Origin of the sequence: Phenylobacterium montanum (assembly GCF_018135625.1) — a bacterium.
Lineage (GTDB): Bacteria > Pseudomonadota > Alphaproteobacteria > Caulobacterales > Caulobacteraceae > Poindextera > Poindextera montana.
In genome coordinates this window covers 4478242-4500384 of sequence record NZ_CP073078.1, presented here as the reverse complement: position 1 = coordinate 4500384, position 22143 = coordinate 4478242, and the positions used below count along the sequence as shown (strand labels likewise).

The 22143-nt window shown below is 67.8% G+C and carries 19 protein-coding genes; 9 read left to right on the top strand and 10 right to left on the bottom strand.

Going from position 1 to position 22143, the window contains the following annotated elements:
- Nucleotides 1–5 precede the first annotated feature (5 nt).
- On the bottom strand, nt 6–791 hold the full coding sequence (locus KCG34_RS20500) for a ComFC family protein (RefSeq protein ID WP_211937459.1): 786 nt from the start codon (nt 789–791) through the stop codon (nt 6–8).
- Between KCG34_RS20500 and KCG34_RS20495 the strand changes: the two genes are divergently transcribed.
- On the top strand, nt 790–1701 hold the full coding sequence (locus KCG34_RS20495; protein WP_211937458.1) for a methyltransferase domain-containing protein: 912 nt from the start codon (nt 790–792) through the stop codon (nt 1699–1701). The two genes, KCG34_RS20500 and KCG34_RS20495, sit on opposite strands and share 2 nt — an antisense overlap.
- Before the next feature lie 51 nt (nt 1702–1752).
- On the opposite strand, the gene KCG34_RS20490 is transcribed toward KCG34_RS20495, so the two are convergent.
- From KCG34_RS20490 to KCG34_RS20480, 3 genes are all read right to left on the bottom strand, one after another.
- Nucleotides 1753–2361: a hypothetical protein gene (locus tag KCG34_RS20490; protein ID WP_211937457.1), complete on the bottom strand. Its 609-nt coding sequence runs from the start codon at nt 2359–2361 to the stop codon at nt 1753–1755.
- A gap of 199 nt (nt 2362–2560) precedes the next feature.
- On the bottom strand, nt 2561–3418 hold the full coding sequence (locus KCG34_RS20485; RefSeq protein ID WP_211937456.1) for a TauD/TfdA dioxygenase family protein: 858 nt from the start codon (nt 3416–3418) through the stop codon (nt 2561–2563).
- Nucleotides 3419–3634: 216 nt separating this feature from the next.
- Nucleotides 3635–4549 carry a glutathione S-transferase family protein gene (locus KCG34_RS20480; RefSeq protein ID WP_211937455.1) on the bottom strand — a complete coding sequence of 305 codons (915 nt, stop codon included), beginning with the start codon at nt 4547–4549 and terminating at the stop codon, nt 3635–3637.
- A gap of 89 nt (nt 4550–4638) precedes the next feature.
- On the opposite strand from KCG34_RS20480, the gene KCG34_RS20475 reads away from it, so the two are divergent.
- Nucleotides 4639–4827 carry a hypothetical protein gene (locus KCG34_RS20475; RefSeq protein ID WP_211937454.1) on the top strand — a complete coding sequence of 63 codons (189 nt, stop codon included), beginning with the start codon at nt 4639–4641 and terminating at the stop codon, nt 4825–4827.
- 174 nt (nt 4828–5001) lie between these two features.
- On the opposite strand, the gene KCG34_RS20470 is transcribed toward KCG34_RS20475, so the two are convergent.
- Complete coding sequence (locus KCG34_RS20470) at nt 5002–6693, bottom strand: M28 family metallopeptidase (RefSeq protein ID WP_211937453.1); 1692 nt, start codon at nt 6691–6693, stop codon at nt 5002–5004.
- 48 nt (nt 6694–6741) lie between these two features.
- Between KCG34_RS20470 and KCG34_RS20465 the strand changes: the two genes are divergently transcribed.
- From KCG34_RS20465 to KCG34_RS20445, 5 genes are all read left to right on the top strand, one after another.
- Nucleotides 6742–7419, top strand: a complete 678-nt coding sequence (locus KCG34_RS20465; protein WP_211937452.1) for a 5-oxoproline transporter, DUF969 family subunit — start codon at nt 6742–6744, stop codon at nt 7417–7419.
- On the top strand, nt 7416–8375 hold the full coding sequence (locus KCG34_RS20460; protein ID WP_211937451.1) for a DUF979 domain-containing protein: 960 nt from the start codon (nt 7416–7418) through the stop codon (nt 8373–8375). Before KCG34_RS20465 ends, KCG34_RS20460 begins: the two co-directional genes overlap by 4 nt.
- Nucleotides 8372–9382, top strand: coding sequence for a DUF2891 domain-containing protein (locus tag KCG34_RS20455; protein WP_211937450.1), 1011 nt, complete (start codon nt 8372–8374; stop codon nt 9380–9382). The genes KCG34_RS20460 and KCG34_RS20455 overlap by 4 nt, the downstream gene beginning before the upstream one ends.
- A 180-nt stretch (nt 9383–9562) precedes the next feature.
- Nucleotides 9563–11560, top strand: coding sequence for a hybrid sensor histidine kinase/response regulator (locus KCG34_RS20450; RefSeq protein ID WP_211937449.1), 1998 nt, complete (start codon nt 9563–9565; stop codon nt 11558–11560).
- A 227-nt stretch (nt 11561–11787) separates the two neighbouring features.
- A complete protein-coding gene (locus KCG34_RS20445) occupies nt 11788–12174 on the top strand; it encodes an energy transducer TonB (RefSeq protein ID WP_211937448.1) in 387 nt (128 codons plus the stop codon).
- 77 nt (nt 12175–12251) lie between these two features.
- Here the strand turns inward: KCG34_RS20445 and KCG34_RS20440 are convergent, their stop codons facing one another.
- From KCG34_RS20440 to KCG34_RS20430, 3 genes are all read right to left on the bottom strand, one after another.
- Entirely contained in the window at nt 12252–14645 is a 2394-nt protein-coding gene (locus tag KCG34_RS20440; RefSeq protein WP_211937447.1) for a TonB-dependent receptor, read from the bottom strand.
- Nucleotides 14646–14780: 135 nt separating this feature from the next.
- Nucleotides 14781–16823, bottom strand: a complete 2043-nt coding sequence (locus KCG34_RS20435; RefSeq protein WP_211937446.1) for a tetratricopeptide repeat-containing sulfotransferase family protein — start codon at nt 16821–16823, stop codon at nt 14781–14783.
- A 51-nt stretch (nt 16824–16874) separates the two neighbouring features.
- A complete protein-coding gene (locus KCG34_RS20430) occupies nt 16875–17858 on the bottom strand; it encodes an aldo/keto reductase (protein ID WP_211937445.1) in 984 nt (327 codons plus the stop codon).
- 95 nt (nt 17859–17953) lie between these two features.
- Here KCG34_RS20430 and KCG34_RS20425 point away from each other — a divergent pair, with 95 nt between their 5' ends.
- Both KCG34_RS20425 and KCG34_RS20420 read left to right on the top strand, forming a co-directional pair.
- Nucleotides 17954–19576 carry a GMC family oxidoreductase gene (locus KCG34_RS20425; protein WP_211937444.1) on the top strand — a complete coding sequence of 541 codons (1623 nt, stop codon included), beginning with the start codon at nt 17954–17956 and terminating at the stop codon, nt 19574–19576.
- Nucleotides 19577–19688: 112 nt separating this feature from the next.
- Nucleotides 19689–20522 carry an SDR family NAD(P)-dependent oxidoreductase gene (locus KCG34_RS20420; RefSeq protein WP_211937443.1) on the top strand — a complete coding sequence of 278 codons (834 nt, stop codon included), beginning with the start codon at nt 19689–19691 and terminating at the stop codon, nt 20520–20522.
- Here KCG34_RS20420 and phhA read toward each other — a convergent pair.
- Nucleotides 20519–21346 carry a phenylalanine 4-monooxygenase gene (gene phhA, locus KCG34_RS20415; protein WP_211937442.1) on the bottom strand — a complete coding sequence of 276 codons (828 nt, stop codon included), beginning with the start codon at nt 21344–21346 and terminating at the stop codon, nt 20519–20521. The genes KCG34_RS20420 and phhA overlap by 4 nt on opposite strands.
- Nucleotides 21346–22050 (bottom strand): hypothetical protein, encoded by a 705-nt coding sequence (locus KCG34_RS20410; protein WP_211937441.1) that lies wholly within the window; start codon nt 22048–22050, stop codon nt 21346–21348. The genes phhA and KCG34_RS20410 overlap by 1 nt, the downstream gene beginning before the upstream one ends.
- Nucleotides 22051–22143: the final 93 nt, after the last annotated feature.

Here is a 22143-nt window from a genome sequence, read left to right as displayed (position 1 = left end):
ATAGGCTAGAGTTCACGCTCCTGCACGCGCGCGACTGTCGCAAGGGCGACCTGGGCCGCGCCCGCCTGCAAAAGCGCCTTGGCGCAGGCCTCGGCCGTCGCGCCGGTGGTCAGGACGTCGTCGATCAAGAGTATCCTGCGCCCGGCGACCTGGCCGCGCCGGCGCTTGGGGACTTCAAAGGCGCCGGCGACGTTGCGGCGGCGCCCGCCGGCGCCTTTGCCGCCCTGGCTGTCGGTGGCGCGGCGGCGCACCAGGGCGTCGGGCAGATAGGCCAGGCCCTCGCGGCGGGCCAGGGGCCGGGCGATCTCGGCCGCCTGGTTGTAGCGGCGGCGGATCAGGCGCAGGGGATGCAGCGGCACGGGCACCACCGCATCGGCCTCGGCGATCAGCTCCGCCGCCGCCCGCCCGACCCAGGCGGTGAGCAGCGGCGCCAAATCCAGCCGGTCGGCGTGCTTGAACTGCAGGATCAGGTCGCGCGAGGCGTCGTCATAGATCACCGCCGACCGCGCCCGGGCGAAGGCGCGGGGCTTGGCCAGGCAGGCGGCGCAGCGCTCGGCGACGGCGTATTCGAACGGGGTGCCGCAGCCGTCGCAGACCGGCTCGGCGATGAAGCGCAGCTTGGACCAGGCCTCGGCGGAGAGGCCATGGCTCAGCGGCCGCGCCCCGCCGTCCAGGGCCTGGGGCGGATAGACTAGGTCCAGGGCCTGGCGAGCGACGACGCGCAGGCGCAGGGCCAGGCCGCTCGGCGCCGCTTTCCTTGAGCGGCGATCATCGCCATGTTGCAGCGCCATGAACGCCCCGCCCCGCCTGTTCGACCGTCCCCTGCACCGCCGCCGCCTGGACCGCGCCGCGGCCGGCTTTGGGGCCGCGGGGTTCCTGAAGGCGCGGGCCGCCCAGGACGCAGTGGAGCGGCTGGAGGCGATCATGCGGGAGTTTCCCGTCGCGGTCGACCTCGGCGCGCGGGACGGCGCCTTCGCCGCCGCCCTCGCCGCCAGCGACGCCCGCCCGCGCGTGCCGTTCCTGATCGAGACCGACCTCTCCGCCGCCATGCTGGCCGGCCGGCCGGGGCCGCGGGTGCAGGTGGACGAGGAGGCCCTGCCGTTCGCCGACGAGAGCCTGGACCTGGTGGTCTCGACCCTGGCCCTGCACTGGGTCAACGACCTGCCGGGCGCCCTGATCCAGATCCGCCGGGCGCTCAGGCCCGACGGCCTGTTCCTGGGGGCCATGCTGGGCGGCGCGACTCTGACCGAGCTGCGCCAGGTGCTCACCGAGGCCGAGGCCGAGATCACCGGCGGCGCGGGCCTGCGCGTCTCCCCCTTCGCCGACACCTTCGACGCCGCGGGGCTCCTGCAGCGGGCGGGTTTCGCCCTGCCCGTCGCCGACATCGACCGGGTGCGGGTGCGCTACAGCCACCCCCTGAAGCTGATCGCCGACGTGCGGGCCATGGGCGAGGCCAACGCCCTGACCGACCGCGCCCGCCGGCCCCTGTCGCGCGCCGTGCTGGCCAGGGCCTGCGAACTCTACGCCGCCCGCTTCGCCGAGCCGGACGGGCGGGTGGTCGCCACCTTCGACATCATCACCCTGACCGGCTGGGCCCCGCACCCCGACCAGCAGAAGCCGCTGCGCCCGGGCTCGGCCAAGATGCGCCTGGCGGATGCCCTGGGGACGGTGGAGCAGCCGGCGGGGGATCGGGCGGGGTGATCATCGTACAGTCGGCCTGGGAATATAGGGCGACCGCCTCAATGTTAGTGTTCAATCCGTGTCTGTTACGAGGAGGACGGTAGCGATGCCATTCCTCGCGTCGAACCAAAAAAAGGATACGTCCCAAGCTATGCCCTTGAACCAAAGGGACCACGCCTCATAGCTCAAGTATGAGCAGATATCCGAATATCGGTCTTGGAACGCGGCTTGGGCAAAATCACTCGCGAGGCGGAGCACTTCCCCATCGCGCCCCTTGTACGAACTATATGCTCCTCCAAGCGAGATTGTGTCCGCCAAGCGGCCCATAGAGGCGAAGTTCGCCTCCATCTTAAAGCCGAGCGTTCCTTCAGTTCCCGCTGTTGGCGTACCGACGCCAGAAAGTCCTTCGGCCACAGCAGGATGCCGAAAAAAGCGAGCGAAGAAACGCGTCTCTTCAAGTCGATTTCGGGAAACAAACCACCGCCAACTTGGAGGGCTTTCTATAGAGAAGCGCCCAACAACCGCTCCGCCGTTGACGTGGGTCTCTCTCAAGGCGCCAGTTATGGAACTCAGTCGGGAATCGGCTGATCCAAGATCGGTGATCACAATCTTCGACCAGTCCGCGTTAAGCGTGGCTTGTGTGGGCCTTTCTTGCTGCCAATCAATATCGAGGTAGTCCATCCTCTTTCCCTCTTCAGACGGTGGCCCGCTCAGACCACTCCGACCCTGGTCGGTCGCAAGAGCAGAAGAGGAAAGACCGGAAAGCGCTCCTGAAATCCCGGAGACAACCCACCTTCTATTGAAATGCCGCGACACGCTTCCCCCGATAGCCACGGGAGAGCAGTGCACCACGAGCGAACTGAGGTCAATTTGCCCGCCCTCAAACAGGCCGATCCCCCACGATGGTCACCCGCTCCATCCGCCGCACCGCCGGGAAATAGTCTGACGCCGCATAGTGCTGGCTGGCGCGGTTGTCCCAGAAGGCGATGGAGTTCGGCTCCCAGCGGAAGCGGCATTGATATTCCGGGATCGCCGCCTGGGCGTAGAGGTGGCGCAGCAATTCGTCCGAGCGGTCCTGGTCCAGGCCGACGATGCTGAGGGTGAAGGCGGCGTTGACATAGAGCGCCTTCCTGCCCGTCTCGGGATGGGTGCGCACCACCGGGTGCTCGGGCCGGGGATAGGCCTTATCGAAAGCCTCGATTTCGGCCTCGCTCGCGCCTTTCTTGCGCAGGCCCCGGCGGAAGTGGGTGAAGTCGTGCACCGCTGTGCGGCCGTCGATCTCGGCCTTGATCTCGTCGCTCAGGCCCTCATAGGCGGCGTACATGTCGGCGAACAGGGTGTCGCCGCCCACCGGCGGGACCTCCACCGCCCGCAGCACCGAGCCCAGGGACGGCTCCAGCCGCCAGGTGACGTCGCTGTGCCAGGTGTTCTCGCGCCCGCGGCTCTTGTCGTCGTGGGTGATGGCCAGGACCTCGGGATAGCCCGGCTTGTGCGGCGCGAAGGGGTGCGCCTCCAGCTCGCCGAAGGCGCGGGCGAAGGCCAGGTGCTGCTCGGTGGTGATGTCCTGGTCTCGGAAGAAGATCACCTTCCAGTCCAGCAGGGCTTGGCGCAGCGCCGCCTGGGTCTGGGCGTCCAGCGGCCGGGCGAGGTCGACGCCATGCACCTCGGCGCCAATGGTCGGGGTCAGCGGGGCGAGTTCCAGGCCGAGGACGTTCAGCTGGCGGGTTAGCTGGTTCATGGGGGATCTCCCTGGCGCATGTTCAAATCAGTCCGAACTGCAACAAACCCCGCTCATCCCGGCGAATGCCGGGACCCAGATCGTATGGCGAAGTCAGCGGATACTACGCTCCCATGACAAAACCCAAAGGTCGGAACTCTATGATCTGGGTCCCGGCATTCGCCGGGATGAGCGGAATTTCAAATCTGGCTGACCCCGCCCTTGACGATAGGTCCGTCAGGCCGGCCCGGCGATGTAGCCGGCGCGGGGGAAGTGGACGTGGACCAAGCCCACGGCCGGGTCCTCGCGCGCGATCACCACCCGCTCAGGGTTCGCGGCGACGAGGCGGCCCAGCACCCGGTCGCGGCCATAGTCGTCGGCCATGACGAAGGCCGCTGCGCCGGGGGAAAGACCCAGGGGATCGGCGGGATCGTGCGTGTCGGTCCCACGCGGCTCGGCGGTGCGGGCGATTTCCAGCGCCGCCGTGGAATCGAGCTCGCTGGGCGCGCCGTGGCCGATCTCGGCCACCCGCCGCTTCCAGGCCTGGACGGCGTCCAGACCCTGCAGCAGCTCGGCGGCGATCTGCGGCGCGTTCCGCTCCAGGAACCAGATGTTCATGTAGGCCGCCGCGTCGGCCAGGCCCGGCCGTTCGCCCGCCAGCCAGGCGCCGTCCGCCGCGAGCTGCTGATTCAGCCAGGCCGCCTGGGCCCGCCATTGCTGCTTCATCGGCCCGACCGCCGCGCGCATGGCGTTCGGATCGAACGGCCGGCCGGAGAGCTGCTCGCGGTCCTTGGCGAAGGCCGGGTCGATCTCGCCCTTCAGGCTGCCGAAGATGATCGGCACCGTGGCCATGAAGAACGGCCGGTCGGCCCACAGGTTGACCGCCCAATCGAGGCCGCCGACCAGCCGCGGCTCCGGGGTCATCCGCTCGACCTCGGCCAGGATCACCTGGGTGTCGCAGAAGACGTCGGCGCCGGCCTGCGCCACGGGCGTGCGCCTGTAGCCGCCGGTCAGGGGCATGAGGTCGGGCTTGGGCATGATGTTGGGGATTTTCACCGACCGCCAGGCCGCGCTTTTCATGCCCAGCGCGACTCTGATCTTCTCGGAGAAGGGCGAGGTGTCGTAGTGATGCAGGATCAGGCTGTCGTTCATGGCCTCGCTCTCGGCTCGCGTTCGCGCCGGCCCGAGCGGACGGCGACGGCTGGTGTCGGCGCAGGTTGCGCCTGGGAGGGATTTTGGAAGTGGCCGGCAAGACGATCAAGGACCTGAAGCTGGTCCGCGAACAGCTCGACGAACAACTGGTCCGCGCGGCCTACGCCCTCACCGGCGGCATCAACCAGCGCGCCCTGGAGCGCCTGGTGCAGATCAACGAGGCGATCTATGCGCTCGACTCGGTGATCGAGGACGGGCGTCCGGAGCCTACGGACTGAAGAACTCAAGTCAGCCCAAAATATATTCCGCTCCTCCCGGCGAATGCCGGGACCCAGATCGTATGGCTCCGGCGGAGCCGGGTTAGCTGCAGATCAATCCCAGAGATTGAGCTCTATGATCTGGGTCCCGGCATTCGCCGGGATGAGCGGAGTTTTATTTGACCTCACCCCACCCTACTTCCGCGCCGCCGCTGTCGCATCCCGCGCGGCCTTGAATTCCGAGCCTGGCTTCCAGTCCGGCCATTCGTTGGAATCGGCCAGCTTGAGGCCCAGGCGGTAGATCAGCTCCAGGTCGTCGACCTGGCCCGACAGGTCCCAGTCGGCGCTCCATTTGTCCGCCGGCTGGTGATAACGGTGGGCGGTGTATTCCCTGGCCCAGGCCTGGCCGGCCTCGACCCCGCCCTTGACCATGTCCTCGCCGGAATGGATCGACAGGGCCGGCACCCCCACCCGCGCGAACGAGAAATGGTCCGAGCGGTAGAAGTGGCCCATCTCCGGCGTGGGATCCGGGGCGAAGTAGCGGCCGGCGGCCCGGGCCTCCAGAATCAGGTCGTCCTGCAGCTGCACCTTGCCGTCGCCCGAGGTCGAGATGTCCTTGGCTTTTCCGTTGGTGGCCAGGGCGTCCATGTTGATGTCGGCCACGGTCGTCGCCAGCGGATAGACCGGATGGCTGGCGTAGTAGGCCGAGCCCAGGAGGCCCTTTTCCTCCGCCGTCACCGCCAGGAACAGGATCGAGCGGTCGGGCTTCGGCCCTGAGGCGAACACCCGCGACAGCTCCAGCAGTGCGGCTATGCCGGTGCCGTTGTCCACGGCGCCGTGATAGATGGTGTCGCCGCTGGCGTCGGGCGCGCCGACGCCCAGATGGTCCCAGTGGGCGGTGTAGATCACCGTCTCGTTCGGCCGGTTGGCGCCGGGGATGCGAGCCAGGATGTTGTGGGTGACGATCTGGCTGTGGTCCAGGGCGTAGTCGGCCGAAAAGGTCGCGCCCTTCAGCGCCACGGGGTGGAAATCCTCGCTCTGGGCCTTCTTCTTCTCCGCCTCGAAGTCCAGGCCCGCACGCTTGAACAGGTCGACCGCCAGGTCGCGCTGGATCCAGCCCTGCAGCAGCGGATGGGCGGCCGCCGGATTGTCGCGCACGATGTCGAACTGGGCTTTGCCGTTGGAGTTGCGCACCGTCGCCCAGCCATAGGCGGCTGGGGCGGTCTCGTGGATGATCAGCATGCCGAGCGCGCCCTGGCGCGCGGCCTCCTCGTACTTGTAGGTCCAGCGGCCGTAGTAGGTCATCGACTTGCCGTCGAAGCGCCCGCCGAGGTCGGCCTCGAAGTCCGGGTCGTTGATCAGCACCACGGCGACCTTGCCGTGCAGGTCGACGCCCTTGAAGTCGTCCCACTGGCGCTCCGGCGCCTTGACCCCATAGCCGATGAAGACCAGCGGCGCGTCCTTGATCGCCACATGGTCGACCGGAGTCAGGGTCTGGACAACGGCCTCGACGCCCTGGGTCAGGTCGGTGGTCTTGCCGCCGGCGGTCAGGGACAGCTTGACCGGGCCTTTGACCTCAAACCGGTTCAGCGGCACGTCCTGCACCCAGCCGCCAAAGGGGCCCTTGGAATCGCCGCCGGGCTCCAGCCCCTGCTTCTTGAACTGGCCAATGATGTAGTCGAGCGTCTTGGTCTCGGCCGGGGTGGCGGGTCCGCGCCCCTGGTACTCGTCCGACGAGATGACGTGGACGTGCTCGGAGAGGGCCTTGGCGTCGAACCCGCCGCCGGGAATCGGCGACTGGGCGAGGGCCGGCAGCGCCGTGGCGGCGAACAGGGCAAGGGCGAGGGCTAGGGCGGGCTTGGCGAAGCCGAGGCGATGCTTGAACATGGCCGCAACCTAGAGGCTCAGCCTCAGCCCGCGCAAGGAGACCGCCGCATGTTGACCCTGATCGGCGTGCCGATCGTCGTCCTGGGCTTCGTGCTGCGCTTCAACCCGCTGCTGGTGGTCACCGTGGCCGCCGTTGTGACCGGGCTCCTGGGCGGGATGGACCTGGTGGCGGTGATCTCGGCCTTCGGCAAGGCGTTCAACGACAGCCGCTATGTAGGGGTGGTGCTGTTGGCCCTGCCGGCGGTGGGGCTTCTGGAGCGAGCGGGCTTGCAGGAGCGGGCCAAGACCCTGATCGGCCGGGCCAGGGCCCTGACCGCCGGCCGCCTCCTGCTGCTCTATTTCGTGCTGCGCCAGGCCACGGCCGCCATCGGCCTTACAGCCATAGCCGGCCAGGCGCAGATGGTCCGGCCGCTGATCGCCCCCATGGCCGAGGCGGCGGCGGAGGCGCGGCTGGAGGACGGCGGCGGCCTCAATGAGGCGACCCGCCAGCAGGTCCGCGCCGAGGCCGCGGCGGCCGAGAACGTGGCCCTGTTCTTCGGCGAGGACATCTTCGTCGCCGTGGCCTCGGTGCTGTTGATCAAGGGCGTCTTGCAGCAGAACGGGGTCGAGGCCCAGCCGCTGCAGATCTCGATGTGGGCGATCCCGACCGCCCTCTGCGCCCTGCTGGTCCACGGCTTTCGGCTGCTGCGCCTCGATCGGCGGCTGGCGCGGACGGCGCGGCCATGATCCGGCTGGAGCAGGTCTATGTCCTGGCCGGCCTGATGATGGCGGCGGTGGCGGTGCTCAGCGCCGCCGACAAGGCCAATCCCCGCCGCTGGGCCGCCGGCGCCTTCTGGGGCCTGTTTGCGACGAGCTTCCTGTTCGGCTCGCGCCTGACCGACTTCGCCAACGGCCTTCTGGCCCTGGCCATGGTGGTCGTCGCCGGCGTGGTCGGCCTCGGCCGCGGCGCCCCGGCCACCACCAGCCCCGAGCAGCGCGCCACGAGCGCGGCCCGGCTGGGCGAGCGGGTGTTCCTGCCGGCGCTGGTGATCCCGGCGGTGACCCTCCTGGGCGCCCTGGTGCTGAAGAACGCCACACTGGCCGGCCAGCCCCTGATCGAGGCCAAGCAGGCGACCCTGGTCTCCTTGGGGATCGGCGCCCTGGCCGCGGTGGCCCTGGCCATGGCCTTGACCCGCCCGCCCCTGGTCGCGCCGCTGCAGGAAAGCCGGCGGCTGCTGGACCACATCGGCTGGGCGGCGGTGCTGCCGCAGCTCTTGGCGGCCCTCGGCGCCGTCTTCGCCCTCTCCGGCGTCGGCCAGGCGGTCAGCAGCCTGATCGGCCACCTGATCCCGCTGGACAACCGCCTCTTGGTGATCTGCGCCTACACCTTCGGCATGGCCGCCTTCACCATGGTGATGGGCAACGCCTTCGCCGCCTTTCCGGTGATGACCGCCGGGATCGGCCTGCCGCTGATCGTGCGCAGGTTCGGCGGCGATCCCGCCACCATGGCCGCGATCGGCATGCTGTCCGGCTTTTGCGGCACGCTGATGACCCCCATGGCGGCCAATTTCAATATCGTCCCCGCCGCCCTCCTGGAGCTTCAGGACCGCTACGCCGTGATCAAGGCCCAGGTCCCCACAGCCCTGGCCCTGCTCGTGATCAACACCGCCCTGATGGCGCTTCTGGTGTTCCACCCCCGATGACCCAGTTCACCCCTGACCTCGCCAGCCGCTTCGCCCGCATTGCGCTGGGCCATGTCGAGCGGCGCTATCCCTTCAAGCTGGACCAGGTGCTGCTGGGTCCCGACGACCGCCGCTCGCCGACCGAGTTGCACCCGGTCTTTCATGGCAGCTTCGACTGGCACTCCTGCGTGCACGGCTATTGGCTGCTGGCCCGGATCGGCCGCCGCTTTCCGGATCTGCCCGAGGCCGCCGAGATCACCGCCCTGTTTGACCGCAAGCTGACCCCGGAGCTGGTCGCCGGCGAACGCGCCTATCTGGACCGGCCGCTCTCCGGCGGCTTCGAGCGACCTTATGGCTGGGCCTGGCTTTTGAAGCTGGCGGCGGAACTGGAGCAGCGCATGGCGCCGGCCGAGCGCGCCTGGGCCGAGGCCCTGGCCCCGCTGGCCCAGGCCTTCGCCGACCGCTTCCGCGCCTACCTGCCCAAGGCGACCTATCCGGTGCGGGCAGGGGTGCACAGCAACACCGCCTTCGCCCTGCGCCTGGCGCTGGACTATGCCGAGGCGGTCAAGGATCAGGACCTCGCCGCCCTGTTCCGCCACAAGGCCCTGGCCTGGTACGGCGCCGACGCCGACTGCCAGGCGTGGGAGCCCGGCGGCGACGACTTCCTCTCCCCGGCCCTGATCGAGGCCGCCTTGATGGCCCGCGCCCTGCCCGCCGGCGCGTTCGTCCCCTGGCTGGACCGGTTTCTCCCTCGCCTCGCCGCCCAGGAACCCGGCGCCCTGTTCGCGCCGGCCACGGTCAGTGACCGCACCGACGGCAAGATCGCTCATCTGGACGGGGTCAATCTCAGTCGCGCCTGGTGCCTGCGCGAGGTGGCCGCCGCCCTGCCTGTGGGCGACGCCCGGCGCGGCGTGCTCGGCAAGGCCGCCGAGACCCATCTGGCCGCCAGCCTGCCGCATGTGGCCAGCGACTATATGGGCGAGCACTGGCTGGCCAGTTTCGCGGCGTTGGCGCTGGAAACGGCCTGAAACTCCACTTCCAGGAAACAATCCCCAGATAATCGCGCTCGGGTAACGTCGCTATTTCGAATTTATCAACCTAAGCCGGCAAATATGCCCGCCCAATTGAACGACGAACCCGGCGGGCTCGCAGCTTCGCCGACGGTTCGCGCCGACCGTGGTCGATCGTGTGGGGTTTTCGGATAGGGCATGCCGTTAGGGACGAACGACATCGCGCGCGCTGATCCGGGCTTCGGCCCGGCGCCCGTGCATGCGGGCGGCGCCGAGGGCCGGCTGCTGGCGATGGCCGAAAGCCTGACCGGCGTCGGCTACTGGTCGCTGCGCCTGGCCGACATGCAGACCTTCTGGTCCGAGCAGGTCTATCGCATTCATGGGGTCTCGCCCGAAAGCTTTACGCCCCAGCTCGGCGACGCGCTGGACTTCTTCCATCCCGACGATCGCCCGGCCATCAACGCCCAGTTCAGCCGCGCCATGACCGAAGGCGTCGCCTTCGCCTTCGAGGCCCGCCTGCTGCGCGCCGACGGCGCCGAGCGCATCGTGGTCTCCCGCGGCGCCTGCGAGCATGGCCCCGACGGCGCGCCGGCGGCGATCGTCGGCGTGGTCCAGGACATCACCGAGCAGCGGCGCGCAGAGGCGATGCAGCGCGAGCAGTCCGAGCGGCTGTCGCGCTTCATCGAGCGCCTGCCGGCCGGGGCCGTGCACGCGCGCGCCGGGGCCCTGACCATGAACGCGGCCCTGGAGCAGATCACCGGCTATTCGCGCGAGGAGTTGCCGACGCTGAAGAGCTGGTTCCGCAAGCTCTACGGCGACGACACGGGCAAGCTTCTGGCGCGGTACGAGCAGAACCGGCGCGACGGCTTCAAGTCGATCGTGCAGGGCGTGATCCGGCGCAAGGACGGCGAACGGCGCGTGCTGGAGCTCAGAGCCTGCGACGATCCCAGCGGCGAGATCTGGATCGTGCACGACGTCACCGACCGCGAGGCCATGCAGGACGAGCTGGTTGCGGCCAGGGACCGGGCCGAGGTCGCCGCCCGCGCCAATTCCGAATTCCTGGCCAATATGAGCCATGAACTGAGGACGCCCCTGACCGCCATCATCGGCTTCACCGGCCTTCTGGGCGGCCAGGCCGGGCTAGACGAGCTGCAGCGCCACTGGGTCACCCGCATCGACGACGCCGGCAAGGCGCTCTTGGCCATCGTCAACGACGTCTTGGACTTCTCCAAGCTGGAGGCCGGCTCGGTGGAGCTGGAGAGCGAGGCCTTCGAGCCGCGGCGCCTCGTGGCCGACACCCTGGCCCTGCTGAACGAACAGGCCGCCCGCAAGAGCATCAGCCTCGCCGCGCGGATCGCCGAGGGCTTGCCGGACAGCCTGGTCGGCGACACCGGTCGCCTGCGCCAGGTGCTGCTGAACCTGGTCAGCAACGCGGTCAAATTCACCATCCAGGGCGGGGTCCTGGTCGCTGCAGAACCGGAAGCCCGCGTCGGCCAGGGTCAGGGCGTACGCTTCAGCGTCACCGACACCGGCATCGGCATTCCGGAGGCGGCCCTGGGCCAGATATTCCAGCGCTTCGTCCAGGCCGACGGCTCGATTTCGCGCCGGTTCGGCGGCTCGGGGCTGGGCCTGGCCATCTGCGCCCGCCTGGTCGAGCTGATGGGCGGGGAGATCGGCGTCGAAAGCCGCCTGGGCGAAGGCTCCACCTTCTGGTTCTGGGTCCCGCTGGGCGAGGCCGGCCAGGCCGCCCAGCCCACCACCGACGAGGCCGCCGTCCGCCTGGACGCCCTCAGGGTGCTGCTGGTCGAGGACGCCGAGCCCAACCAGGAGCTGGTCTGCACCCTGCTGCAGGCGGTGGGGGTCGAGGTGGCGGTCGCCGGCAACGGCGCCGAGGCGATCGAGGCGGTGCGCACCGACCGCTACGACCTGATCCTGATGGACGTGCAGATGCCGGTGATGGGCGGGGTCCAGGCCACCGAGATCATCCGCAGCCTGGGCGGCGACCATGCCCGCATCCCGATCATCGCCCTGTCGGCCAATGTGATGGCCGAGCAGGTCGCCGCCTATCAGCGCGCCGGCATGAACGCCCACCTGGCCAAGCCGATCAATCCGCGAGACCTTCTCATCACCATCGCCCGCTGGTCGACCACCGGCGAACCGGACGAAGCCCAGCCCCTGGACGTGGCGAACGGCTGATCGCCGCAATGGCGCCGCCATTGTCACAATTCCGCCAATATTCACCGAAGATGAATTCGACTTAATGGACGCGTTGTAACTAACGCTAGCGCTGATCTCGGCGTATTCAAATACCCGTCGAATGAAAGTGAAGCATTCGGCAAGGACACAACAGACGAGACCCCGAGCCTCCAACCAATATTCACAGCGCCGTTCCTCGAAGGCGGCGCTTCGAGGAGACGCATGCCATGACCAAGCTTCTGATCGCCGCCCTCGCCGCCGCCACCCTGGGCTCCACGGCGCAGGCCGCCCCGCTCACCGCCGACCAGGCCTGGGTCGACAAGCTGAGCTTCGCCGTCAATGATGCGCTGAGCCAATCCGACGAGGCCCCGACCAAGGTGGGCGTGGTCTATGTGCCGATGACGGTGGATGCGGCCGGCCACGCCCAGGTCTCGGCCCCGGCCCAGAGCTGCGGCTGCCCCGACCTCGACAAGGCCGCCATCGACGCCCTGAACAGCATCCGCGCGCCCCGCCCGCCCGCCGACCTGGCCGGCCAGCGGGTGATGGTCAAGGTGCAGTTCAAGGCCGACCCGACCTACCGTGACCTCGCCCACGCCGCCAGCCGCTGTAGCTGAGGCGCGGCGCGGCGCTCAAAAAAAACGGGGCGACGCTGCTGCGTCGCCCCGCTCCTGTTCTATCGCGGTTGCAGTGCTCAGAACTTCTGGCCGAACCGCAGACCGACCGTCAGAGGCTGCACCGGCACCACGTAGCGCGGCGTCGGCAAGCCCGGGAAGCTGAGGGCGCAGGTCGAGCCGCACGGCAGGAAGTTGTTCAGAGACGCATGCGTGTTGAACGCGTTCTTGACGTAGAGCTCAGCTGACATCGACCCGTGCTCGGCCCCGAACGCGAAGTCCGCGGTCGTATAGCTCGGGATGTTTCCGTAATCGATCACGTCCTGCGTCCGCAGACCCACCTCGTTGGTGTTGTTATAGAGCAGTGAGCCCTGAACGTGAGCGTCCCAATCCGCCAGAGTGAAGGTGTAGCGGGCCGTCACGTTGCCCTTGAAGGGTGGCGTATAGGGCAATCGCTGCCCCTTCGGTGCTGAAACATCAGCCGCAGCACAGGGCACCTCGGCAAACACCGCACACAATACCCCGGCGGTCTTGGCGTCGTTGTATGCGCCGTTGAATGACAGCGTCAAATGATCGGTAGCCCGCCAGTCGATGCTGGTCTCGATCCCATAAATGTTGGCGTTCGGGCCGTTCTCGATGATGGTCAGGCTGTTCGGGCCGAGGAACGAGTATTGGAATCCGTTCCACTTTTCATAATAGATCGCACCATTGAAGCGGACCGTCCGATCGAACAGCGACGTTTTCCAGCCGATTTCGTAGTTGTCGAGCGTGTCCGGAGTATAGGCGCCGAAATTGGCGTTGCGGTTGACCCCGCCAGGCCGGAAACCCGTCGAATAGGTGGCATAGACGAGGTCGTCGCTGTTGATCTTGTAGGTGAGGTTCAACTTGTGGGTCTCGCCGGACCCCGACACCGTCTTGTTCAGATTGACGCACGGATCGCCGCGATAGTGGATGAAATCGAAGCAGCGAGCCTCGCCGGTGTGGCTGCTATAACCAATGCCGTAGCCGAAGAAGCCTTCCAGCGAGTTACGATACTGATAGCCGCGAAGGCCGAAGGTCGCTGTGAGTTGCGGCGTGATGTCGAAGGACGCCTCGCCAAAGCCAGCGATATCCCGGTCGACACGCATCTGATCCGTCAGCCAAATCGTGCCAGGCCAACCGGTCACTGAGGACGACGCAGCCAGGCCATTGATCTGGTAGTCTTGCAGGATCCAGTGGGTCTGCCGCTGCTCGAAGAAGCCGCCGATGATCCGGAAGCGATCCGTCGAGGGCGACGAGATTCGCAGTTCGTGACTTTCCTTGGTGAACTTATCGGTGCCAACGATTTCCTGCTGGGGGCTCGCCAGCGGGTTGCCGTTGCTGTCCACCCAGTAGGCGCCTGAATGATATTGCTGATCATAGAAGATCGAATAGTCGGTGTAGTCGGTCTTGGTGTCCTGCCTGCGCACGAAATAGCTGCCGGCGTAAACCAGACTGAACCGGCCGAGCTTACCGTTGATAGCCAGGGTCGCGGCTCCCCACTTGTCGTGGTCGGTATCCGGTTGGAACCGCTCGACGTTCAGGTAGCCATAGGCCGGCTCGTAGGCGAATACGCCGTTGGCGCGCGTATCCTGCCCGATGAGGGTCGGTTCGACCGACCAATTATCGTTGATGTCCCACTTCAGCGCCGCGCGCCCGCCAAAGTTGTCGACGTCGTTGAAGGCCTTCTTGACGAACCCGGCGTTATTGATCGTATCTCCGGAAGTGGCGAAGGTCCGGGTTCCAAGGACATTGTTGATGTAGCCGGCGTCATGCTGATCGAACGCCACAAGGCGGACCGCCACCTTGTCGTTCACCGGTACGTTGACATAGCCTTCGAAAGTATAGCCGGTCCCGCCATGGTCGACTTGATTGACTTGCGCATCATAAGAGGCGCTGAAGCCCGAGGTGCTGGGCTTGTTGGTGATGATGCGCATGGTGCCAGCTTCGGAGCTGGCGCCATAGAGGGTGCCTTGCGGACCAGGCAGCACTTCCACCCGAGCGATGTCGTAAATGTGTACGTCGAGCGTACCGCCGATGGTCGTGATCGGCATTTCGTCTAGATAGGTGCCGACGGTCGGTAGCGGACCGGAATGGTTGCCGTTATCGCCACTGGACACACCGCGCATGTAGACCTGTGCGCTATTCGGGCCATCGCTCTGGAACGCGACGCTCGGCATATACTTCACATAGTCATTGAACTCGGTGACGTTCAGCTGGGTCAGCTTCTTGGTGTCGAGAGCCTGGATGCTCATCGGCACTTTTTGGATGTTCTCTTCCCGCTTCTGCGCGGTGACCACCACTTCCTGAATCTGATTGCTGGGCGCCGCAGCAGCAGGCGCCGCAGCCTGGTCGGCCGCATAGGCCGCGCCAGCGCCGGTCAGCATGGTCGAAGCCAGAAAGGTGGCCGACCAGGTCGCACCGCGCAGCCGCCGCTGACTCAGATATCCCCGCATATTCACGAATCCCCACAATTGTAAGATTGCGGGCAGTGCCTCCAAGCGGGGCGCCATTGTCAAGTCGAGCGCCTGTGATCCCAGGCAATTCCTCTGCGCCTGCGTCCAACGCGACACAGTCATAACAGACTTATGTCACTTCGAAGGCGGTGCTTCGACCCGCGCGAGCGGCTGGGGATAGGCCTCCAGCACCGGTCCGAGAACGTCTTTCAACGGCCCCAACCAGGGCTCGTAGCGCCGCCACTGGTCCAGGCCCTCACGGAAGATCGGCCTGCGGACCTGTTCGGAGCTCGCCGTGCGCACCGCCCGCTCGTTCTCGTAGAAGCGGAGGCAGGCGTCCTCGAACGGCAGGCCGCAATAGTCCAGCAGTCGGCGCACCTCCGCCTCCTGATCCTCCACCATGCGTTCGTAGTACACGCGATGGATGCGCCCGGGCAGGACCTCGTCGAAATGGTCCATCAACGCCACATAGTCGCGATAGTAGCGGCCGAGTTCGTCCAGGTCGTAGGTATAGTTCTGGCCCTTGGCGAAATGCTGCTTGAAGGCCGAAAAGCAGGTCGCCAGGGGGTGGCGCCGCGCGTCGATGATCTTGGCCCCGGGCAGGATCAGGTGGATCAAGCCTACGTGCTGGAAGTTGTTCGGCATCTTGTCGATGAACAGGGGCCGGCCCGTCTTGCGTTGGATTCGGGTGCGGGTCAGGTACTCCTCGCCCAAAGCCCGGAGCTGGTCGGCTTCCAATTCGGCGAGGCTGGCCGGGTAGTTGCGGTCCTTCTTCTTGGGCGCGTTATGGCCCAGGCTCAGGGCGATGGCGTTAATGTCCGGCAACTCCATGGTGCCTTCGACCGCGGAATGGCTGGAGAGAATCTGCTCGATCAGAGTCGACCCGGAGCGCGGCAGACCGACAACGAAGATCGGGTCCGGCGCGTCACAGCCCCACCCCACCCGGCCGGCGAAAAAGTCCTTCGTGAACAGTGCCTGTGATCGTTGGCGTCGCGCGGTCATTTCCTCGGCGTCGTAGGGCGTCTCGGCTCGGCGCAGCGCGGCGCCCTTGGCGTAGTGGTCAAACGAAGCGGCGTAGTCGCCCTCATCCTCCAGCGCCTTGCCGAGCGCATAGTGCAGGTGCAGCTGGTCCGAAGACGACAGCTCGGGCCTCTGCAATTGAGTGCGCATCGCCTCGATATCGGCGCTGTCGAAGCGGACAGTCTTCAGATTGGCAAGACTGAAATAGGCCTCGCCCAGACCCGGCATCTGTTCGATCGCCCGCTTATAGGCCGAGACCGCCTCGGCCTGCCGGCCGGAGGTGCGAAGGGCATGACCGTAGCTCAGCCAGATCAGCGGCTGTTCCGGCGCAGCCTTCAACACCTCTTCATAAATGGCGATAGCCTGGGCGTATTCACCGACCAGACTGAGCGCTGCTGCGTGCAGGTTACGATAGCCGATGTTGCCCGGCTCGTCGGCCAGCAGCTTCTCGATCTGCGGCAGGGCTTCGGCTGCTCGATTCTGGCGGTAGAGGACGATGGCGTAGTTGTAGCGGGCCGGGATGAAGCTGGGCGCAAGTTCCAGGCAGGTCTGAAGGATCTTCTCCACGTCGCCGTAGCGGCCCAGCCGAGTGCCTGCCTCGGCCAGCATGCGCATGGCCACCACATCGGTCGGGTGGGCCTTGAGGAAGCCGCGCAGCAGGTGCTCGACCACCGCCAGCTTGCCCTCGACCAGCGCCTGGGCGGCCTCCATCAGCACCGGGTCGTTGACCGAGGCCTGGATCTGGCGGGCATAGGCGGCGTCGGCCGCCGTGGTCTCGCCGAGCACGGTCAGCTGGTCGCCCAGGGCGCGCCAGGCATGCGGGGCCTTGGGGTTCAGCTCGGTGGCGCGGGTCAGGGCGGCGACAGCGGGGCGGGTCTCGCCCAGGGCGCCCAGGACCACGCCGGCCTCGTAGTGCACCTCGGTCGCCCGGGGCTGGACGGCGGCCAGGGGAACGAGCACAGCGCGCGCACCGGCCAGGTCGCCCTGCAGCCTCAGCGCCACGCCGAGCAACAGCTCGGCTTCCGGGTGACGAACCTGGGCCAGGATCTCCCGCGCCTGCACCTCCGCCAAGTCCGGCCGCGCGGCCAGCAGGCGGCGGGTATGGGCCAGGGCCGTGGCCAGGCTGCCGACGGGCTCTTGGGTGGCGGGTTCGACCAAGGGACGCTCCGGAACGCTAGACCCGCGATCAAGCCGCTGACGCAGCGAAAGTCAAACCGGCTGCGGCGCGGAGAGGCCGAGGGCGTCGACCGCCGCGACCTCCTCGGCGCTCAGCGGCCCCAGCCGTTCGGCTTCCAGGCATTGCCGCAACTCCTCGCGGTTCTTGACCCCCAGGATCAGAGTGTCGACGCCCTCCATGCCCAAGGCATAGCGGTGCGCGACCAGCGCTGGGTCGGCGCCCCAGGCCTCGCACAGGGCGCGATAGGGCGCGGCGCGAGCGTAGTCGGCCAGCTCGGCGCTCCTGGGATGCAGTTCGCGGTCGATAGCGCGGGTCAGGGCGCCCGCCTGGACCGCGCGGATACCCATCACGCCGACGCCCTGCCGCACCGCCTCGGCGATGATCGCCCGCGGCTGCGGCGGCTCGGCATAGCTCCGCATATCGCCGATGCTGTCGAGAAGGTTGCTCACCGCCTGGCAGACTTGGGGCCGCGGCTCGGCCGCCAGGGCCTGAAGGATCGTCGCCGGCACGCCGGTGGCGGTGATCCCCCAGGCGCCTATGCGCCCCTGGGCCTTCAGCCGCTCGAACGCGGGAATCACCTCGTCCCGATAGAGCGACCAGAAGGTGGCGAAATTCGCCTGGCGATGCGCGCCCCTGGCATAGATGTAGCCGTCCGGGCAGATGTTGGTGTGCAGGAAATAGAGGTCGAGCCGCTCCAGCCGCATGGCGGCGAGGCTGGCGGCCAGGGCCGCCTCGATCCGCCCTGCGACCTCGCCCGCCGGCGGCGAGCCTAGATAGACCTTGCTGGTGAAGCGCAGGCCCTGGGGCGGACGGCCCTGGAACGCCGCCCCGATCACAGCCTCGCAGTTTTTGTAGAGCGGGGCGGTGTCGATCAGGTTGATCCCGGCCTCCACCGCCTCGTTCAGGGTGGCGATGGCCTCGGCCGGGGTGGTCTCGCCCCATAGCTCGCCCAGGCCGCCTCCGCCCAGGGTGACGCGGCTGACCGCCTCAATCGGCCCGAGGTCTTGGGTGTGCATGGCGCGCCTCCTAATCTTGTCCGCCAGCATTTCGCAAACCGGCGCTTCTGCAAACCGGTGAATCCGGCGTATCCCTCGGGCGAGGGAGGCGCTGCATGGCCGGCGAGGCGCGCGAGAGCATTGGAAGCTTCGACTATATCGTGGTCGGCGCCGGCTCGGCGGGCTGCGTCCTGGCCAATCGCCTGAGCGCCGATCCGCGCAACCGCGTGCTGCTGCTGGAGGCCGGCGGACACGACCGGCTGTTCTGGGTGCAGGTGCCGATCGGCTACCTCTATACGCAAGGAAAGGCCCGCACCGACTGGTGCTTCCGGACCGAAGCCGAGCCGGGCCTGGGCGGGCGGGCGCTGAACTATCCCCGCGGGCGGCTTCTGGGCGGCTCGTCCTCGATCAACGGCATGATCTACATGCGCGGTCAGGCGGCGGACTACGACCACTGGCGCCAGCTCGGCTGCGCAGGCTGGGGCTGGGATGACGTCCTGCCCCTGTTCAAGGCCTCGGAAGACCATCACGCCGGGGCGGACGATTTCCATGGCGCAGGCGGGCCCTTGCGGGTCGAGCGGCAGAGGCTGGATTGGCCGATCCTGGGCGCCTTCGCCGACGCAGCCGAACAGTGCGGCATCCCCAAGACCTCTGACTTCAACCGCGGCGACAACTTCGGCAGCGGCAAGTTCGAAGTGACCCAGAAGTGCGGCCTGCGCTGGAGCGCGGCGCGCGCCTTCCTTGACCCCGTGCGGTCCCGCCCGAACCTGACGGTCGTCACCGGCGCCCAGGCCGAGCGGCTGGTGATCGAAGGGGGTCGCGCCCGGGGAGTCGAATTCCGCCAGGGCGGCCGGCTGCGCAGCGCCGAGGCCCGCGGCGAGGTGATCCTGGCCGCCGGCGCCGTCGGCTCGCCGCACCTGTTGCAGCTCAGCGGCCTGGGGCCCGCGGCCCGGCTGAAGTCGGCCGGCGTGGAGCCGCTGCGGGACATGCCAGCGGTCGGCGCCAACCTTCAGGACCATCTGCAAATCCGCGCGGTCTATAAGGTCACTGGAACCCGCACCCTGAACACCCGCGCCGCCAGCCTGATGGGCCGGGTGATGATCGGGGCCGAATACGCCCTGTCCCGTTCCGGCCCCCTGTCCATGGCCCCGAGCCAGCTGGGCCTCTTCGCCCATTCATCGGACCGGGCGGCGACGCCGGACCTGGAATATCACGTCCAGCCGCTGAGCCTGGACGCCTTCGGCCAGCCCCTGCATCCCTTCGACGCCTTCACCGCCTCAGTCTGCAACCTGCGGCCCCAGAGCCGCGGCGAGGTTATTCTGCAGGACCCCGATCCCACGGCTGCGCCGGCGATCCGGCCCAACTATCTCAGCAGCGAGGCCGACCAGGCCGTGGCCCTGGACGCCATCGCCTTGACCCGCCGGATCTGCGCCGCTCCGGCCCTGGCCCGGTTCAAGCCCGTCGAGCACCTGCCCGGGTCGGCGGTCTCCAGCCACGACGAGCTTCTGGCCGCCATCGGCCGCATCGCCACGACCATCTTCCACCCCGTCGGGACCTGCCGCATGGGCGCCGACGAAAGCAGCGTGGTCGATCCGCGGCTCAAGGTGCGAGGGATCGAAGCTCTGCGCATCGCCGACGCCTCGATCATGCCGACCATCACCTCAGGCAACACCCACGCGCCGACGGTGATGATCGCGGAAAAGGCGGCGCGGATGATGATCGAGGACGCGCGGGCCTAGAGCGGGATGCGAAAAAGTGGGAACCGGTTTTTCGCATCGATCCCGCTCTAAACTTTTAGAATCGATCACGTTTCATGAAACGTGATTGGGCCCTCGCCATGGAGAGCGCGACATGAACGGCAAGGTGGTTGTGATCACGGGCGGGACCTCCGGCATCGGCCAGGTCGCGGCCGAGGCCCTGGCGGCGCAGGGGGCGCGCGTTGTCCTGGTGGCCCGGGACAAGGCCAGGGGCGAAGCGACCCTGAAGCGGTTGAAGCCCGGCCAGGCTCACAGCCTGTACATCGCCGATCTCGCCTCGATCGGGGCAACCCGCGCCCTGGCCGCCCAGATCGCCGCCGCCGAGCCCCGCATCGACGTGCTGATCAACAACGCCGGCGCCCTGTTCAACAGCCGCCGACTGTCGCCCGACGGGCTGGAGCTGACCTTCGCCCTGAATCACATGGCCTATTTCGTGCTGACGGAGGGCCTGCTGGACCGGCTGAAGGCGACGCCGGGAGCGCGCGTCGTCAGCACCGCCTCAAGAGCCCACCAGGGCTCCCGGCTCGATTTCGAGGACCTGCAAGCGGCGAAGAGCTATTCGGGTTTCGAAGTCTATGGCCGTTCCAAGCTGGCCAACATCCTGTTCACGCGCGAACTGGCCCGGCGGCTGGCCGGGTCAGGGGTTGTCGCCAACTGCCTGCACCCCGGCTTCGTCGCCACCCGCTTCGGCGATCAGTCGGGCGGGATGCTGCAGAGGCTGATGCCGCTGGCCAAGCTGATGGCGGTGACGCCCAAGGCCGGGGCGGACACCATCATCCACCTGGCCAGTTCGCCTGAGGTCGAGAGCCAGACCGGCCTCTATTTCTACAAACGAATGCCCGTCGCGCCCTCGGCCGAGGCCCAGGACGATGCGGCCGCCGCGCGGCTGTGGGCGGAGAGCGAGAGGCTGGCGGCCCAGGCCGGTTAGGCCGCGATCAGGTGATCCTCGGCCGTAACTTCGCCCAGGCCGATGTCCGGCTCGGCGCGCAGGCGGTCGTAGATGGCTGCGAAGTCCTGCAGGGTAGCGTCCAGCAGCGCCTGCAGCGACGGGATAACGAAATAGGTCGGTTGCAGGTCGTCGATCTTGTAGACGGTGCGCATCACCCGCTCGAGGTCAAACTCGATCCGCTTCGGCCGCGGATCCTCCAGGCTGTAGATCGTCTCCTTGCGCGAGGAAACGATGCCGGCGCCGTAGATCCTGAGGCCCTCGGGCGCCTGGAGCAGGCCGAACTCGACGGTGTGCCAGTAGAGCCGCGCTAGATGGTGCAGTTGGCCGAGACCCAGGGCGCGCAGGCCGCCCCGGCCATAGGCGCACATGTAGTCGGCGAACACCGGGTCGGTCAGCATGGGCACATGGCCGAACACATCGTGGAAAATGTCGGGTTCTTGCAGGTAGTCCAGCTGGTCGGGCCGGCGAATGAACTGGCCGGCGGGGAAGCGGCGGTTGGCCAGATGGTCGAAGAATACCGGGTCGGGCACCAGGCCCGGGACCGTGACCACCGTCCAGCCGGTCAGCTTTTCCAACGCCGGATTGACCCGGCGCAGATCGGGAATGCCGCCGCCGTGCAGGTCCAAAGCATCCAGCCCGTGCAGGAAGGCGTCGCAGGCCCGGCCCTTCAGCAGCGCCGCCTGGCGCTCATAGAGGGTCAGCCAGACCTGGTGCTCGGCCGGCGCATAGGCGTCCCAGCCCTGGTCGATGGTCCAGTCCGCCGCTGCGCCCGGCGGGGGCGTCAGGTCGGCGGCGGCGCCCATCAGGCGACCTCCCGGGCCTCGGCTGCGACGGTGGCGCGCAGCTCGACCGCGCCGAAGGTCGAGCGGCTGAGGGCGTCGCGCAGTTCGTAACGGACCACCTCGCCCTCGGCCAGCTTGGCGGCCTTTGTGGGGCGCAGATCGCTGAGGCTGACCACCGAGCCCCCGGCCAGGCCGCCGTCGCGGGCGGCCTCCTGGATGGCGGCGGCGAAGTCGAACACCACCGGCGCGCTGGCGGCGAGGTCGGCGTCGATCTCGATGGTCGGGGCGCAGGTCAGCCGGCCGTCGCGCCAGGCCTCGCCGAGGACATCGACCGTCACCGCCAAGGGCGCCCGGGCCGGGCCCATCGGGCCATCCATCTGCAGCATGACCAGGCGCACGGCGGCGGCGGCTTCGGTGCGGCTGGCGCCCTTGGCCACCGGCCCGACCATCACCGCAGCGCCGCGGCTGAACTCGGCCGCTTCGCCCGGGGCGACCGTCCCGCGGCACGCGGATTCACAAGCGGCGGGCTCGAAGCGAACAAAGCGCTGAGCGCCGCGGTTCAGGAAGGCGGCGACGCCGCGCAGAAGGGGTTCGCAGCGATCCCAGTCGGCCATGGCCGCGCTCATCGTCGGCGCGATCTCCGCGGCGCTGATCCGCCAGCCCATGTCGTCGGAGACCACGAACAGCCGGCCCTCGGGACCGTCTTCGAGCGAAGCCAATTTCATCTGGGAACGGACCTCCTGAAGCCGGATTCGGCGGCGCTGGCGACTATGAATGCCTATGATGCCGCGATTGTGGCGGTAGTTTGTTGCTAAATG